Consider the following 15776-nt stretch of genomic DNA (forward strand, 5'->3'; position numbering starts at 1 on the left):
AATATATTTATTATTACAATAACCAACGTATTAAAGGAAGATTGATCGGCATGAGCCCACTTCAATACCGACTTCATACCGATCTAATCGTTGCCTAATAAAACTCCAACTATTGGGGGTCACACCATTTCCGCGGGCGGCTGGAGAGCCTCCTTCGTGCTAACGCACTTCTAAGTCTCGCCTAGGCCTTTCCTCCCGCAGGAGTCTGCGCATATTTCCTCCGCTGGTTGAGTGCATTGTTCATCATGTTAAAGTCTATTGAGGTTTTTCGGTTCCAGAATGAGGCATTTTAGTAATTACAATTGGGTCATCTAAATTCACGTTTGGAATTTGTTGAGGTTCACTTTTACTTGGCATAGATTGAACATTTTCAGCCTCTGGAGGTAATGGTTCATCAACTGATTTTCTGTTCATACTGTTCTTTAACTGCAACGGATTTCCCTTCAGTTTGTTCTTTATCCTGTGATTCTTGTGCGTTGTTACAACCTAACAAAGCAACACTTAATGCTAAAGTTAAGAATATGATAGGTGATTTTTTCATTTATAACACCCCCTTAGCTTATTTTATAATATAAACGAATTGGTACCAACAATTGTTTCAATTATTGCCCTTCTTTTTCATGTTTATGAATTCATACTAACCATCTTAGTGGTTTTCATTCCCTACACTATCGGGTATAATAAAACTATAATCAGCGCGTAAAATAAAAGAGACCACTAGTGCGGTAACACTAGCGGCCATGTACAACAGCCCTTCAAGGGGGCGGCTCACAGAGTGGAAAAATAACTACCCAAACGCTTGCCAGCTTTTATGGGTGGTTATTTTTTATGACTTAATTGAATCGCAACCATCAATGTTCCAAAGGAAATCATCAGAACCAACGATTCAAATAGTGTCATTAGGCATCACCCCCTTCCGTCATGGAAGTCAGGGAGTGAGCCGCCACCCATGAAAGCCTTGCTGTACAGGATAATTATAGCAAAAAACACCGTTCAATAATAGAACATACCTTCTCTTCTCTTTTTTTCACTTACGCCTGCTTGTTTAGATGATCCCTCTTATCCATCATCGGTTTCACTTTCCATTTTTTATGTTCCGAAGGCTTTGAACGATTGCTTGCTCCATCCAAGGGATTTTTATTGCAAGAAACAATCAGGGCAAATGAAAAAAGCCGAATCCCCCGTGTTTCAGTGGTGGATTCGGCTTACAGGCCGTTTAGGAAAAGGCCTGAATGTTCATGGTGGTTTCTGCAGGTTTTGTTTCCACCATCACTTCCCCATTTCGGATGGAGTAGAGGACAGGTGCTTGAATGCGTACCGCTTCGTACTCGGACTCGGCATCAATGACAATCAGGTTTGCCTTATTTCCTTCTTTTACCCCATAGCCTTCCTTCATTCCCAAGGCCTTGGCTCCATTGGTTGTTATCAGATGGAGGGCATTCACGATATGATCATAATCGGTCATATGGCAGGCATGCAATCCAACGTCCACGACAGGCATCAAATTGCCGTCGCCAAGCGGGTACCAGGGGTCCACAATCGAATCCAGGCCGAAGCATACATTTATTTCCTCACTTAATAGCTGTTTCACTCGTGTCAGGCCGCGGCGGATTGGGTAATTGTCGAATCTTCCTTGGAGATGCAAATTGGCTTTTGGTAGGGCGACGAAATGGATGCCGGCTTTTTTCAGGGTTTGGAACAGCTTGTACGTATATGCATTGCTATACGACGCCATGGCGGTGGTGTGGCTTGCGGTGACACGATCACCCATCCCCAATTTCAATGATTCCGCTGCGAGCACTTCCAAATACCTTGATTGGTCATCATCTATTTCATCGCAATGGATATCGACGAGTTTATCATATTTGTTGGCGAGCTCAAGCGCCTTGTGTACCGAACGGACGCCATCCTCACGGGTGGGTTCATAATGCGGGATGCCGCCAACGACATCGGCTCCCATTTCCAGCGCTTTAATTAACAATTCTTCGCCATCCGGCTTCGTATACAGGCCTTCTTGTGGCAGGGCAACAAGCTGCAAGTCCATCCAAGGCTTGATTTCCTCTTTTACTTCCAGCAATGCCTCCAACCCTTTTAATGTCGGATCACTTACATCTACATGGGTGCGCACATGCTGGATGCCGTGTTTCAACTGCATCTGTATCGCCTGCAATGCGCGTTTTTTAATATCCTCTTTTGTTTCGTTCATCATCTGCTTGCGCTCCGACCAAATTTCAATGCCCTCAAAGACAGAACCCGATTGATTCCATCTAGGTGTTCCGGCGGTAAGCACATAGTCTAGATGGATATGCGGTTCCACATAAGGAGGAAGCACGATTTTTCCATTTAGATCGATGACATTCTCATCATTTTTCTCAGTTATGTCCTCGGCTGCTGGTGTGATCGTCTGTATTTGTCCTGCTTGGATGTCGATATTCCAGCTGCCTTCTTGGCCATAGAGCTTTGCATTTTTCAACATCATTTCTAACCAACTCCTTCATTTCAACGGTATATAAATTAAGCGGCCTGACAATTCCCATTCCAATTTTACCATATACTATTCGGCAAAATGGATGTAACGATTCACGTTTGTTCCGGTAGTGAAAAATCTGGATAATCAATGCAAAGGTCCCTTTATAATGGAACAAACCATTTACCTTTTTTCTTCTAAGTATTCTTTGTATGCTAATTCAGCCTTATCTTCTTCAGGTGTTACATTTGAAATTCTTTTATGTATATCATTCAATAAGTACAATCCTCTAAACATACAACCTACTACCACTCCAAACGCAGCAATACCACCAACAAGCGGTCCCATCATTAAAAAGAGGTATCCTAATACACCGCTTAAAATTATGGATAAAAGTAAATACATAGAGTCACCCCCTTCAATTTATTATGTTGACTTACTTTTTAGAGTGCCATTCGCATGGAAAATACGGGCTGCCACTTCGGCAACCCGTATTTATACTGCTCAAGCCCTTCTTCCACTACTGTTTATTGATGACAATCGATAGTTTATAATTGGCATGCTTGTTCAAGTCCATCAGGAATTCGTCCAGCCGTTCATTTGAAGGAAACATGCATTCAAGCAGATAACAGCCATCTCCACTGATTTTATAGTTTCTCCGTATTTGGTTCTCCTGGATTTTAATAAAAGAGAGAAATGGCTGGTGATTGGTGCTTTGGATCATGACGGTGATAAAAGCATGAATATGGCATCCCAGCTTGCTATGGTCCACCTTGATGCTGTACCCCTCGATCACTCCACGTTCCTCTAACTTTGCCACTCTGTCTGCAGCGGCTTGTCCGGTCAAATGTACCTTCTCCCCTAGTTTCTTCATGGTGATCCGGCTGTTTTTGGACAACTCATCCAATATGTGCATATCTGTTGTATCCAGCATCGTTATTAAATCCTTTCATATATCAAGTCAAAAGGCAGGAAGACTTGATTGTATCTATGTATTTCAAGATACCGACAGTATAAACTATATAGGTAGTCAAGAAAAGGAGTGAAGATGATATGGATATACAACAAATAAGAAATGCGACGTTGGTTGTTGAATATGCAGGCAAAAAGTTTTTGGTCGATCCCATGCTGGCAGAAAAAGGGACATATCCTCCTTTTCCGAATTCACCGAGACAAGATCAAAACAATCCTTTGGTTAGTCTGCCCACAAGCATCGACGATATTATGAAGGGGATAAATGCTGTTATCGTTACCCATCTGCATTACGATCATTGGGATGAAGCTGCCAAAGAGGCATTGCCGAAAGAGGTTAAAATCTTCTCCCAAAATGAAGAGGATGCAACGGAAATCCGGGGCGCCGGCTTTCAAGATGTAGAAGTTCTGCAAGAGGATACAGTCTTTGAAGGCATCCAGTTGATCAAAACAAAAGGCGAGCACGGAAGAGGGGAAATCCTAAAATTGGCTGGTGAGGTCTGTGGGGTTGTCTTCAAGCATGCTGAGGAGAAAACATTATATATAGCAGGAGATACAGTGTGGTATGATGCGGTGCAGGAAACAATCAATACCCACAAGCCGGAAGTCATCGTCGTCAACGCCGGAGATAATCAATTCTTTGAGGGCGGTTCTCTAGTTATGAATGAAGACGATGTCTATGAAGTGGTGAAGGCTGCCCCTGATGCAAAAGTTATTGCTGTCCATATGGAAGCCGTCAACCATTGGAATCTATCAAAAGGCGAATTGAAAAGCTTCCTTGATGAAAATGGGATTGCTGCTAATGTGCTGGTTCCAGAGGATGGGGAGTCCTACTCTATGTAAAATGGGGAATAGATTTTAACGCCTTACTTCAGGATGTAGAGCATCGCAGTGGTGTCCGCTATGGATATCCTGCGATGTTTTTATGGTTAAAGAAGATTTTGCTATTCGATTTGGGAATTGTGAATTTCTATGTGAATCTCTTGGGATTTAATATACACTTATATGTAGAGACAATGTATCTAAAGCGGAGGAAGATGCATCAACTATCAAGTGATTCGTATGTTAATCAGGGGGGAGCAAATGGAACAAAAGAGTGAAACAGTCGTGTCGGTTTCCATGCTTAAACTGAATGTCTGGGTATTAGCTGCATCGATCGTATTGCTAGTTGGTGTAGGATTGTTACATGTTCTCTTGTTTGGGGAAGCCTCATTGACGGTGACATTTTCTGGCCTATTACTGTTTTTTATTGCGATGATGGTGATCGTCTGCCTCCACGAAGTGATCCATTTGGTCGGTTTCCGTTATATTGGCGGGGTATCCCGGCAGGAACTGGCCTGGGGTTTCAATTGGAAAATGGGTGTCGTATATGCTCACGCCAAAAAGCCGATTACGGTGGAGCAAATGCAGAAAGTGCTGTTGCTCCCGCTTGTGCCAACGGGTCTTTTGCCAATGGTACTGGGAGTGGCGCTGGATCATTTTTCCCTGTCTATTCTGGGTGTGCTTCTGACGGCGGGCTGTTTTGGTGACTTTGTCCTATACCGGAAACTGTCAAAATTCCCAGGTCACGCCACGGTATTGGATCATCCTTCCAAGCCAGAGTTTACCGTGTATGAGTAAGATGGTGAGATGATTAACTATGAAAATATGTTTGGAAGCACCTTGTAGAGTGGGCGTGCAGAATGCCTGCCCTACAGGGTGCTTTTTTGTTGTTAGGAACTACAAGCTAAAGGGGATAAGGGACTATTTACCCGGGAATGGTCCTATCTGGACAGGAATAGGGGAGGACATGATTCGACAAGAACGGTCTTGAATAGGAAGGGAGGGCTATCCGACAAAATTCTACATAACAGGAACGCTGGGGGATACCATGGAGGCTGTTTTCGTAGCATAATAAGCATTGTAAGAGAGAAACAAAAGCAACAAAGGACAGGGAGGAAAGGCCTGGAACTTAGGAATAGTGGTAGAAGATGAACTGTCGTCCGTTGCATTTATTTAAATCATATTTATCATAAAACTACATTTCCAAGGAGGAAATTCATTTGAATAAATTTGTTAAGAAGTTTGCAGTTGGTACATTAGCGGTAGGTTTGGCAGCAGGGGCATTCGCTCCATCGGCATTGGCAGCAACTGATGATGTTGGATCAACCATCACTGGGGGAGACTTGAGCCTTACAGCTCCAGTCATCAATGACTTTAACGCAGTTACTTTGGATGGTAAGATCCAGAGTGCTACCGCCACTATTGATCCATTCAGTGTGGTAGATGCAAGGGGTTCAGGTGCTGGATGGAACGTCATGGTGTCAGCTGGACAGCTCTCCCAGGTGGATTCGACCGGGAACGTTATCTACTCATTACCTGGAAACAGTATGACTATTTCTAGCCCTACCGTAACAGCTCAAGCAGGCGCTTCTGCAGCCGAGGGTCTAATAAAAGGATCTGGAACGATCGATAATACTACCGGGGTAAAACTTATCTCTGCTGGTACGGATCAAGGAATGGGAACATATGATATTTCGAATTCCGCGCTTGATATCAATCTCCAACCGAAGGACGCCAAGGCAGGTACGTATACTTCCACCGTCACCGTCAATCTGACAACTGGACCTTAAGGATAAAAGATAAAGTAAATACGGAAAGGCCGATTCTCTATAGGGAGTCGGCCTTTTTGTTTGGAATAAATAGGAAAAGGGAATAGACGAGGTAGAGGAAAACAGGACTTGAACTGCGGAAAGGAATGAAATGGGATGCGATTTAGTTTGGCATTTTTTTGTGGAATGCTTCTTTTGTTATGGCCAATGACCACACAGGCAGATGAAAGCCCGCTAGAGATTCAACCGGTGCCTGCCGACAATCAGAATGATGAGGTGAGCGGGTACTTTGATCTATCCGTCGAGCCGGGACAGCAGCAAACCATCGAGCTGCAAGTCACCAATAATACGCAAGAGGGACTTATACTTAAAGGGGAAACAGTGAATGCCTATACACATCCATCCGGTGGTATGCTGTATGGCTCAAACATTGACTCAGAAAGGGCACTTCTCCTCGAGGATGCCGTCCGTTTAGCGGATTATATGGAAGTTGAAGAGGAGATTTCGGTTCCTCCCGAGTCTTCGGTGAATGTGCCGGTGGATATTACCGTTCCGGAAGTGGAACAAGGAACTCTTCTAGGCGCTGTCAACTTGACAACAGAGCCGACTACCCAGATGGAGGAAGCGGCTGAAGAGGATGCTGCTAATTTCATCCTGAATACAGAAACCACCTACAGTGTGGCAGTACAGCTAAACCTCCCGGGTGAAGTGCCCACTGATTTCTCCCTTGGCGAAGCGGGATTCATCAGTAATACAGCAGAGATTTATATAGAAATGACCAACCAGGCCCAGATGATCCAGGAAAACATCAAAGGTACTTATACGGTCAGTGATGAAACGGGAACTGAGTTGTTCAGCGGGGATATTCCAACATTTAAAATGGCACCGAATTCCGCCATCCAATATGGCATACCATGGGAGCATGAGAGCCTGGAGGATGGCGAGTACACCCTGACCGTCAGCGGAACGGCAGGGACAGAGCAGTTTGCTGCAACAGAAACCTTTACCATAGCAAACGATGATGTCCAGGCATATGCGGAAAGAAACATGCCTGAAGTCAACACCCCGAGCAGCCAAGGAATCCCTGTTTGGGCATGGGTTCTAGGCGCGGTTGTCTTTGGTGTATTGATGCTGTTTGCCGGCAGGAAGATGGCCGGAGGGAAGAGTGAGTAGGTTTTATCGATGATTTTTTAAACATCATCCTTTCCAGTTAGTGGGGAGGATGATGTTTTTTTGCAAAAGGTTGGTGGGCCGTCAGCTACCCTTGTTCACTTCTGTTGTGATACCCTATATCTCAGGAGGGATTCGGATGATCTATATCGGTCTGACAGGGTGGGGCGACCACTATTCCCTGTATCCAGCCCAGATAAAGCCCAAAGATAAATTATCTGAATACAGCAGCCACTTTCCGGTAGTGGAGGTGGATGCATCATTTTATGCGGTACAGCCGGAGCGGAACGCGGCCAAGTGGGCAGCGGACACGCCGGGGAATTTCCGGTTTGTGGTCAAGGCCTATCAAGGGATGACTGGACATGAGCGCAAGGAGATTCCGTTTGAGTCGAAGAAGGAGATGTTCGAGGCTTTCAAGCAATCACTGAGGCCCTATCAGCAAGCAGGGAAATTGGCGATGGTCCTGTTCCAGTTCCCGCCGTGGTTCGACTGTCGGAAGGAGAATGTGACCTACCTGAGATATTGCAAGCAGATGATGGGGGATATCCCGGTGGCCTTGGAGTTCCGGCATCAGTCCTGGTTCCATCGCAGGTATCGCGAAAGCACGCTCAGCTTTATGAAAGAAGAGGGCTGGATTCACGCCATCGCCGATGAACCGCAGAACGGCGACGGTTCGATTCCGATCGTGCCGGAAGTGACCCATCCTGACGTGACCCTGGTCCGGATGCACGGAAGGAATTATCATGGATGGGTCAAGCCGAACAGCAAGGACACCAATTGGCGTGAAGTCCGCTATCTATATAACTATAATGAACAAGAGCTGCTGGAATGGAAACATCGAATCGAGGAACTGTCCAAGTTCAGCAAGGATGTGGTCGTCCTGTTCAACAATAATTCCGGCGGGGATGCGGCAGACAATGCGAAACAGTTTCAGAAGCTGCTTGGTATTGAGTATGAGGGGTTGTCATCAAAGCAGCTGGGGTTGTTTTAATTGGTAAATAAAAACGAAGCCTAATTTCTTATTGGATCAACTGGGAAATTAGGCTTTCATCATTTCGAAATGGTACTGTTTGCTTAAGGCTCTTACGAGAGGGTGTGGCTCATACTTTATGAATCAAAAATGGTCGTTATCATGGTGTTTTTCAGATGCCATCGCTTCTGCCTTTGTCCGGTGAATGGTCCCGAATGGATGCTCTGGCGGGGCATAGATGGTATAAAGTTTGAGCGGCTTATTTCCGGTATTCGTCAGATTATGCCAAACACCGGCGGGCACCATGATCGCATAGTCATCATACACTCTTCTTTGGAATGTCAGGTTATCTTTTCTCTCACCCATCTGAACCATTCCCTGCCCCTCCTCAATACGCAGGAACTGGTCGACATCGGGGTGGATTTCTAAGCCGATGTCCTCTCCGACACCGATGCTCATCACGGTAACTTGCAAGTTCTTTCCAGTCCACAAGGCGGTCCGAAAGGTATTGTTCTGTTTTGCGGCGTCCTCAATATTTATAACATATGGCTGGGATCCATAATCCTTGAGGTCCATCGTTCCTTTGTATGGTCTGCCATCATGTTGTGTCGGGATATTCCAAGGTGCAGGCTGCCTTTCATAGTAGGGCATCGGAACGGGTACGTATTGCGGATATGGATACCTATAATAGTACATGTTGACTCATCTCCTTCACTGAGTTATAAACATCCTATGTTGTTCACCCAGAAAATGTAACTTCCTTCACGAATGGACAATCGTTCCGTTGAGACCCATGCAGCATTTCTTATCATCCTACCCACTGCCACAAGCAGCGGCATCTCTGCTTTTTTTGGGGCCGATCAGGGTGGCCACCATGCCAACCAGTCCATAAAGGATAAACGAAACAACATAGCCCCAGATTCCGATAAGCAATCCTGCGAATAATGAACCTATTACTTGTCCAACTGCCAACAGTAGAAAGGGGATGCCGATACCGAGGGATGCGTTCGTGATAAATACCCGGATACCCCATACAAGAAGGACGCCGGTTAAAAATATATAGGAACTGCCAAAAATTGCGGCCGATAGGTAAGACATGAACCAGTTCTCTGGTGCAACGGCCAGGATAATGGAAGATGAGGCAATCGCCAAACTCCCCAGCTTATAGGACAAAGACAGTCCTCTTTTCTCAACCAGAGAGCCCGAAAAACCACCCAGCACCCCAAACAGCCCGATGACGACCCAAAACCCGGAAAGCTGCCAATCACTGTAATTTCCAGTCACTTCAATAAAAGATCTGGAAAATGTCCAAAAGGCCGCGGTGGAGATTCCCAATGTGAGAGAGGCAACACTCAAAGGGATTGATCCTTTAACTCCTCGTATAGAGAGGGCCCCTTTTTCAAACCTCAACTCCGAACGCGAGCCCGTTCGGACTTTTGGTATCGCTCGGAAATTCCATATCAAGATTAGTAAAGTAAATGCGGCATAAATTAAATACGTCAGTCGCCATTCATCTGCTAAAAAGATCGCGCCTATTCCGGACAAGGCGATGCCAAAACTCGTTCCAGAATTGATCCAGGTGTTCGCTTTTCCTTGCCTACCCTCGGTGATCCACAGTGATATTGCAGCACCATATGGAGGAGATGCCAGGCCTGTGCTGCCACCGGCCAATATTACTCCGAGCGCCAGCACCCATACATTTGGAGTCGCTGCCATCAACAGCATTCCAATAAAGGCCAACAGTCCAGCTAAAAGGATCATTCTTCTTGGACCTTGCCTCGTCGTCATTACCGTTGAGTAGATGATCGTAAAGCAATAGGTTAGATAGAACAACGAAGAAATCAGCCCCGACACGAACTCGGATATGTCCAGCGATTCCTTTATTCCAGGGAGCAGCAATCCGAAACTGAATCTCGCCAATCCATAAGTGGCAGCAATCATGGTAACCCCGGGCAACACTAACCTTGAAAATTTCATGGTATCCTCCCTCACATTTTTATATAGAACGACCTTTCTATTTCAGGGGTAAAAAAATTACGATGTATGTTGGACAAGCGTCCTCGCCATCGCAATAGAATGTTCTGTTGCTTTCTCTGCACCAATCAATGTCGTCATCGAAGTAGTGCCTTCAAGCAGCAGTGTAAATTGATTAGCTAAATCTTTTTCGTTTTCCTTCTCTTTCCTCTGCGCCAATTGCTGGAAATACTTCAGCAATTTGGATTTGTGGCTTCTCGCAATATTTTCAATCTCATTATCGGTCCCCGCATAATCCTCAATCGCCCGTAAAAACATATCCCCTTTGTAGGAATGCTCTTTCAGCCAGCGCCCATGTGCCTCCACAGCAAGGATGAAAGGGGAATCTGAATCCATCTCCACATGGGAATCCAAATAAGACCAATAGCGCTCTTCCCGCTGCTTAAGCACTTCCTCCACCAATTTATCCTTGGAAGAAAAATGATTATACAGCGTCATTGTCGCAACATTCGCCTCGCTGATGATCTGCTTCAAACCAACGCCACGAAAGCCGTGCTCATAAAATAATCGCTCAGCTACTTCTAGTAATGTATCTCTTTTTACTGATTGACTCATATAGTTCACACTTTCTTTAGTTAGATAGAACGACCTTTATAGTTGCATGGTATCATTCCGGTGGTTTATGCGTCAATTGTTTGGATGGTGGGGAGGTGGGAGATGTGTGAGCTAGGAATGTGCGGCCCGAGTGGAGGAGTGCGTGGCCCGAGTGGGTGGTGCTGTCGCCCGAGTGTTCCAGCTCTTCCTCTAAATCCACACAAAACAACCGCTCTACCATCAGTAGAGCGGTTGTTTCCATCTGTATTAAACAGTTACATTATCTTTCTTTTCGGCTGGTGCTTGTCTGATTAGGTAATCAAACGCGCCGAGAGCGGCGGTTGCACCGGAGCCCATGGAGATGATGATTTGTTTGTAGGCACTGTCGGTGCAGTCACCAGCAGCATAGATGCCTGGTACGTTGGTTGCACCTTTCTTGTCTACAATGATCTCGCCTGTTTTGGTTTGTTCGATGTTGTTACCGAGCCATTCGGTATTTGGTACGAGACCGATTTGGACGAAGACACCTTGCAGTTCGATGTGCTTCATTTCATCTGTTTCACGGTCTTTGTAGTTGATACCTTTCACGGTGTCATCACCGATGATTTCCGTTGTTTGGGCGCTCGTGATGACTGTTGTGTTCGACAGGCTGTTCAGGCGTTCCTGCAGGATGGAATCAGCTTTCAACTCTGGTGCGAATTCGAGAACGGTCACATGTTTCACGACCCCTGCCAGATCAATGGCAGCTTCGATTCCTGAGTTTCCGCCGCCGATAACAGCTACGTGTTTGCCTTCAAACAATGGAGCATCACAATGCGGGCAGTACGCGACCCCTTTGTTTTTGAACTCTTCTTCGCCAGGGACGCCGATATTGCGCCAGCGGGCACCTGTAGAAAGGATGGCTGTTTTACTCTTGAGAACAGCACCATTCTCCAACTCAAGCTCCACGTAGTCATCTTTTCTTTCGATGTTCTTGGCACGCTGCAGATTCATTACATCTACATTGTACTCATTCACGTGTGCTTCCAGGCTGGCTCCAAGTTTAGGGCCTTCCGTTTCTTTGACACTGATAAAGTTCTCGATGGCTGATGTGTCCATGACCTGTCCGCCAATGCGTTCAGATACCATGCCTGTGCGGATGCCTTTACGTGCTGCATAAATCGCTGCACTGGCACCAGCAGGACCTCCGCCCACAACAAGCACATCATACGGATCTTTATCTTCAAATTCGGATGCATCCGGGCCGCTGCCGAGCTTGGCAAGAATTTCGCCAAGTTCCATACGCCCGCCGCCGAACTCTTCACCATTGAGATAAACAGTTGGTACGGCCATCACGTTTTTGCTTTCAACCTCGTCCTTGAATGCGCCGCCTTCGATCATGGTGTGCGTGATGTTAGGGTTCAGCACACTCATGATGTTCAGTGCCTGGACAACAACAGGGCAGTTGTGGCAGCTCAGGCTGACATAGGTTTCAAAGTGATATTCGCCATCAATTTTTGCGATTTGGTCAAGTAGTTTCTGATCCTCTTTAGGGGCACGCCCGCTCACTTGGAGCAGTGCCAATACTAGTGAGGTAAATTCATGACCTAATGGCACACCAGCAAAGGTGATTCCAGTATCCTCACCTGGGCGGTTCACACTGAAGCTTGGAGTTCTTTCCAAGTCAGCATGTTCCACTTTGATTCTGGAAGACATGGTTGCCAGTTCATCGACCAGCTCGGCCATCTCTTTGGATACATCACCAGAGCCTGTGCTGATTTTCAGCAAAACATCGCCTTCCAAGAGCTCAAGGTACTGCTCTAATTGTGATTTGATTTCTGCATCTAACATGAATTATCGCTCTCCTTAGATTTTGCCTACTAGATCAAGGCTAGGTTTAAGGGTTTCTTCCCCTTCTTTCCATTTAGCCGGGCAAACTTCACCTGGATTGTTGCGTACATATTGTGCTGCTTTGATTTTATCGATAAGAGTAGTTGCGTCACGGCCGATTCCTTCTGCATTGATTTCTACAGCCTGGATGACGCCGTCTGGATCGATGATGAATGTACCGCGGTCTGCACGGCCTTCTTCTTCAACCAGTACGTCGAAGTTGCGGGAAATCTGGTGGGAAGGATCTCCAATCATAGTATAAGTGATTTTGCTGATTGCATCGGAATGATCATGCCATGCTTTATGTGTGAAGTGAGTGTCAGTTGATACGGAATATACTTCCACACCCAGCTCCTGCAGTTTTGGATATTCGTTTTGAAGATCTTCTAGCTCAGTCGGGCAAACGAAAGTGAAGTCTGCAGGGTAGAAGCAAACAACGCTCCAGTGACCTTTGAAATCTTGCTCTGTTACCTCGATGAAATCTTCGCCTTCTTTGTATGCTTGTGCCTTAAACGGTTCTACTTCTTTTCCAATTAATGCCATTTTGACATCCTCCTATTTATAATTATTATAATCTTATTGTTGTACAAAATAACTAAAATGTCAACAAAAGCGACACCGATATTTTTAAATCATGTCATATCATCAGTATTTACGTCGAAAACTAGGTTATGAATGGAAAAATTGTTAATTTGCCGGGATGCATCTGGCATATCCATTCGGAAAAGAAAAACTGATAATAGAAGGAATATTCCTATGCTTCCCTATATATTGAAAGCCTAAACAAAAGAAAAAAACTAGTTTTCCCGGGGACAGGAAAACCAGTTTTAGATTTGCGTGGATAAGTTCGTATGTCCCTTACAAGGACTCTGCCCGTTCTTCGGCGGGAACGGCTTCCGCTTTTTTTGCTTTGTCCAATTTAAGCTTGGAAGAGAAGTGTTCATTCTCAATTAGCAAGGAAACAAGCAGCCCTCCGATAATCGCCCACAATGGCGCGCTGACATTGAAAAAGCTGATGCCGGACATTCCGATAATCAAGGCGAAGAATGCCCCCATCTGAAATTGTTCATCCGAAAAAGCGGTTCTCAAAGAATTAATGAGCACGCCCAGCATGGCAAGTCCGGCAATCACAGTGACAATCACACTTGGCATGGCAATCACGAAAGGCACAATGACGGAAGCGAATACGCCGTAGATTACGAAGATGACTCCGTTGGTGAATGCGGCTGCATATCGGGTTTCTTTTTCCCCCACTTCTTCCGCAGAGTTGATCGCCGTGGATGGGCCTGCGATATTAATGGAATGGCCGCCGAAGAATGCGGCAATGATGCCGACCGTCGACCCTGAAATGGCCATCGCATTATTTGGTGGCTTGTACCCCTGTGCCATCAGCACTCCCGTTGCCTGGGCATTTTCCGAGGAAATGATGAGCAATGCCAGCGGGATGCCGATCGAGACCATGGCTTCAATGCTGAATGACGGCATAATGATCTGCGGCAGTGTCAGTGACTCCGGCAGATTCTGGAACTGGAAGGCGTTGGTCATAAATGCCAAGCTAACTGCGGCGACCAAAGCCGTCAAAACAGGCGGCACTTTTTTGAGGAATCGGGATGACAACAGGAATGCCACGATGGCCGATCCTGCTAGTAAAGGTGAAACTGTAATAGAGGTGATCATATCGATGGCAAAATGGATCATCACCCCGACAATCATCCCCATGATGAGCGGGGTGGGCATCCACTTCATCACTTTATCAATGAAACCGGATGCTCCGAGAAGGATAACCAGGATATGGGCGATGATATAGGCACCAATCGCTTCGTTCAGCGAAAAATGTGTCAGCGACCCGGCAACAAGCACCGCCCCGGCGATGCTGTGCGCCCCAGTAATAGGCTGACGGTATTTTAGCACTAAGTATATACCCAGCAAACCGCTGAAAAAATAAACGGCGAACAGCCAGCTGATGGTTTCTGCATACGTCAGCCCGCCGCTTGTCGCTCCGCCGATAATGATCAAGGCAGGGCCTGTACATCCAAAAATACCTCCGACCGTGCCGGCACTCATTGTATTGATATTGAGTGTCCGGCGTAAATCCTTAAAGTTCTTGCCAAACTCAAAATGCTTTCCTTCCATAGCGGCAGCTGCCTCCTCACCTGATTCTGTTAATGAAGGGTGTCAAATCTAGGCGGTTTCGCATCTCTAACTTTATAAAATGATACAGTTTATTATACAGAAAACTGTTTACTATTCAATATTTTCCGAAATATCTAGGGGTAATTACCTAAATTAATGGTGATATAGTTGGAATGTGGAGGGTGGAAACTATTAAGGTAGGGGGAGGGGGCTGGAGATGATGAATGCTTTTATTCTTATTAGTCTAGTACTAACTATTCTTATCTTTATTATATTTGGTGTTCAGTTTGCGCTTTTTCTTGTAAAGAAGGATTCATATCCAAAAAAGAGCTTCCTTATGTTGACCACCGGCTTATTGATCAGTATAGGCCTGATTGGATATAAGAATTTTTTCTTTACCTTTGATGGTTTAAAGGGAGAATTTTTTCAAGGGCCGCTGCCTTCCCCGACTGAAAAATATACGGCCAACGCCTACTATGAAACATATGGGGGAGCGGCCGGCGGTGTCAATGTGTGGGTGGACATCAGCTTTGAGGAGAGGGATGGTGCCAGTCAGACAATTTACTTCAGTGACGCAAAAAGCGGCTTTTCTATGGAATGGAAAGATGAAGATACACTGGAAATAACCAACGAAGAACCCGGGTTTCCAAGTACCAATCGAAGTATGGAATTAGATGTAGAGAAAGAGATATACCATGACAGCGGTTTGGCGTGCGGGAGTTGGCTGATGATGGGGGAGTATGAGGCCTGTTATCAAAATTAATGGACGGCCTGCTTCGATTAACAGGCTATCTGAGATATCTCCTGTGAAAAAGATTTTTTGACTATGTGGCGGCAGCATACGGCTCTAAATTATTTAGGAGGTGAGTGTTCCTTGGAATGCGGAAAGCACCGCCATGAAATTTTTGCTGACATAGACTATTTGTCACGTGGAATAGAGAAACCATTTTGACAAAGGCCGACTTATGCTCCTCCTTTACATGGTGAAGCGTTGTAATAGAAATAATGCCTCAGATTGTATTCATAGGTGCAAACT

Annotated in this window: 18 protein-coding genes; 7 read left to right on the forward strand and 11 right to left on the reverse strand. The window is 45.6% G+C overall.

Going from position 1 to position 15776, the window contains the following annotated elements; all coding sequences use genetic code 11:
• The first annotated feature begins 5 nt into the window (after positions 1 to 5).
• On the forward strand, positions 6 to 98 hold the full coding sequence (locus tag ACFODW_RS13740) for an IS3 family transposase (RefSeq protein WP_390305222.1): 93 nt from the start codon (positions 6 to 8) through the stop codon (positions 96 to 98).
• Between the two features lie 296 nt (positions 99 to 394).
• Here ACFODW_RS13740 and ACFODW_RS13745 read toward each other — a convergent pair whose 3' ends face one another.
• From ACFODW_RS13745 to ACFODW_RS13765, 5 genes are all read right to left on the reverse strand, one after another.
• A complete protein-coding gene (locus ACFODW_RS13745; protein ID WP_390307354.1) occupies positions 395 to 541 on the reverse strand; it encodes a hypothetical protein in 147 nt (48 codons plus the stop codon).
• Positions 542 to 819: 278 nt separating this feature from the next.
• Entirely contained in the window at positions 820 to 900 is an 81-nt protein-coding gene (locus ACFODW_RS13750) for a putative holin-like toxin (RefSeq protein ID WP_390307431.1), read from the reverse strand.
• A 316-nt stretch (positions 901 to 1216) separates the two neighbouring features.
• Positions 1217 to 2479, reverse strand: a complete 1263-nt coding sequence (codA, locus tag ACFODW_RS13755; protein ID WP_390307355.1) for a cytosine deaminase — start codon at positions 2477 to 2479, stop codon at positions 1217 to 1219.
• A gap of 171 nt (positions 2480 to 2650) precedes the next feature.
• The gene (locus tag ACFODW_RS13760; protein WP_390307356.1) at positions 2651 to 2872 is read right to left on the reverse strand and encodes a hypothetical protein; all 222 of its coding nucleotides are present in this window, start codon (positions 2870 to 2872) and stop codon (positions 2651 to 2653) included.
• A gap of 115 nt (positions 2873 to 2987) precedes the next feature.
• Complete coding sequence (locus ACFODW_RS13765; protein ID WP_390307357.1) at positions 2988 to 3401, reverse strand: Lrp/AsnC family transcriptional regulator; 414 nt, start codon at positions 3399 to 3401, stop codon at positions 2988 to 2990.
• 119 nt (positions 3402 to 3520) lie between these two features.
• Here ACFODW_RS13765 and ACFODW_RS13770 point away from each other — a divergent pair, with 119 nt between their 5' ends.
• From ACFODW_RS13770 to ACFODW_RS13790, 5 genes are all read left to right on the forward strand, one after another.
• A complete protein-coding gene (locus ACFODW_RS13770) occupies positions 3521 to 4282 on the forward strand; it encodes an MBL fold metallo-hydrolase (protein ID WP_390307358.1) in 762 nt (253 codons plus the stop codon).
• A gap of 240 nt (positions 4283 to 4522) precedes the next feature.
• On the forward strand, positions 4523 to 5059 hold the full coding sequence (locus ACFODW_RS13775; RefSeq protein ID WP_390307359.1) for a DUF3267 domain-containing protein: 537 nt from the start codon (positions 4523 to 4525) through the stop codon (positions 5057 to 5059).
• A gap of 422 nt (positions 5060 to 5481) precedes the next feature.
• Entirely contained in the window at positions 5482 to 6051 is a 570-nt protein-coding gene (locus tag ACFODW_RS13780) for a WxL domain-containing protein (protein ID WP_390307360.1), read from the forward strand.
• Between the two features lie 147 nt (positions 6052 to 6198).
• Positions 6199 to 7203 carry a DUF916 domain-containing protein gene (locus ACFODW_RS13785; RefSeq protein ID WP_390307361.1) on the forward strand — a complete coding sequence of 335 codons (1005 nt, stop codon included), beginning with the start codon at positions 6199 to 6201 and terminating at the stop codon, positions 7201 to 7203.
• A 136-nt stretch (positions 7204 to 7339) separates the two neighbouring features.
• A complete protein-coding gene (locus tag ACFODW_RS13790; RefSeq protein WP_390307362.1) occupies positions 7340 to 8191 on the forward strand; it encodes a DUF72 domain-containing protein in 852 nt (283 codons plus the stop codon).
• A gap of 123 nt (positions 8192 to 8314) precedes the next feature.
• On the opposite strand, the gene ACFODW_RS13795 is transcribed toward ACFODW_RS13790, so the two are convergent.
• The 6 genes from ACFODW_RS13795 to ACFODW_RS13820 form a co-directional block, all read right to left on the reverse strand.
• Positions 8315 to 8866 (reverse strand): cupin domain-containing protein, encoded by a 552-nt coding sequence (locus ACFODW_RS13795; protein WP_390307363.1) that lies wholly within the window; start codon positions 8864 to 8866, stop codon positions 8315 to 8317.
• Positions 8867 to 8983: 117 nt separating this feature from the next.
• Positions 8984 to 10147: an MFS transporter gene (locus ACFODW_RS13800; RefSeq protein ID WP_390307364.1), complete on the reverse strand. Its 1164-nt coding sequence runs from the start codon at positions 10145 to 10147 to the stop codon at positions 8984 to 8986.
• Between the two features lie 57 nt (positions 10148 to 10204).
• Positions 10205 to 10759, reverse strand: coding sequence for a TetR/AcrR family transcriptional regulator (locus ACFODW_RS13805; protein WP_390307365.1), 555 nt, complete (start codon positions 10757 to 10759; stop codon positions 10205 to 10207).
• A gap of 246 nt (positions 10760 to 11005) precedes the next feature.
• Positions 11006 to 12568: an alkyl hydroperoxide reductase subunit F gene (gene ahpF, locus ACFODW_RS13810; protein ID WP_390307366.1), complete on the reverse strand. Its 1563-nt coding sequence runs from the start codon at positions 12566 to 12568 to the stop codon at positions 11006 to 11008.
• Positions 12569 to 12583: 15 nt separating this feature from the next.
• Positions 12584 to 13150, reverse strand: a complete 567-nt coding sequence (gene ahpC, locus ACFODW_RS13815; RefSeq protein ID WP_390307367.1) for an alkyl hydroperoxide reductase subunit C — start codon at positions 13148 to 13150, stop codon at positions 12584 to 12586.
• A 315-nt stretch (positions 13151 to 13465) separates the two neighbouring features.
• A complete protein-coding gene (locus tag ACFODW_RS13820) occupies positions 13466 to 14740 on the reverse strand; it encodes a benzoate/H(+) symporter BenE family transporter (RefSeq protein WP_390307368.1) in 1275 nt (424 codons plus the stop codon).
• A 217-nt stretch (positions 14741 to 14957) separates the two neighbouring features.
• Here ACFODW_RS13820 and ACFODW_RS13825 point away from each other — a divergent pair, with 217 nt between their 5' ends.
• Positions 14958 to 15503: a DUF5412 family protein gene (locus ACFODW_RS13825; protein WP_390307369.1), complete on the forward strand. Its 546-nt coding sequence runs from the start codon at positions 14958 to 14960 to the stop codon at positions 15501 to 15503.
• Positions 15504 to 15776 lie beyond the last annotated feature (273 nt).

It is taken from the genome of Virgibacillus sediminis, assembly GCF_042643265.1.
In the GTDB taxonomy this organism is placed as follows: Bacteria; Bacillota; Bacilli; order Bacillales; family Amphibacillaceae; genus Virgibacillus_O; species Virgibacillus_O sediminis.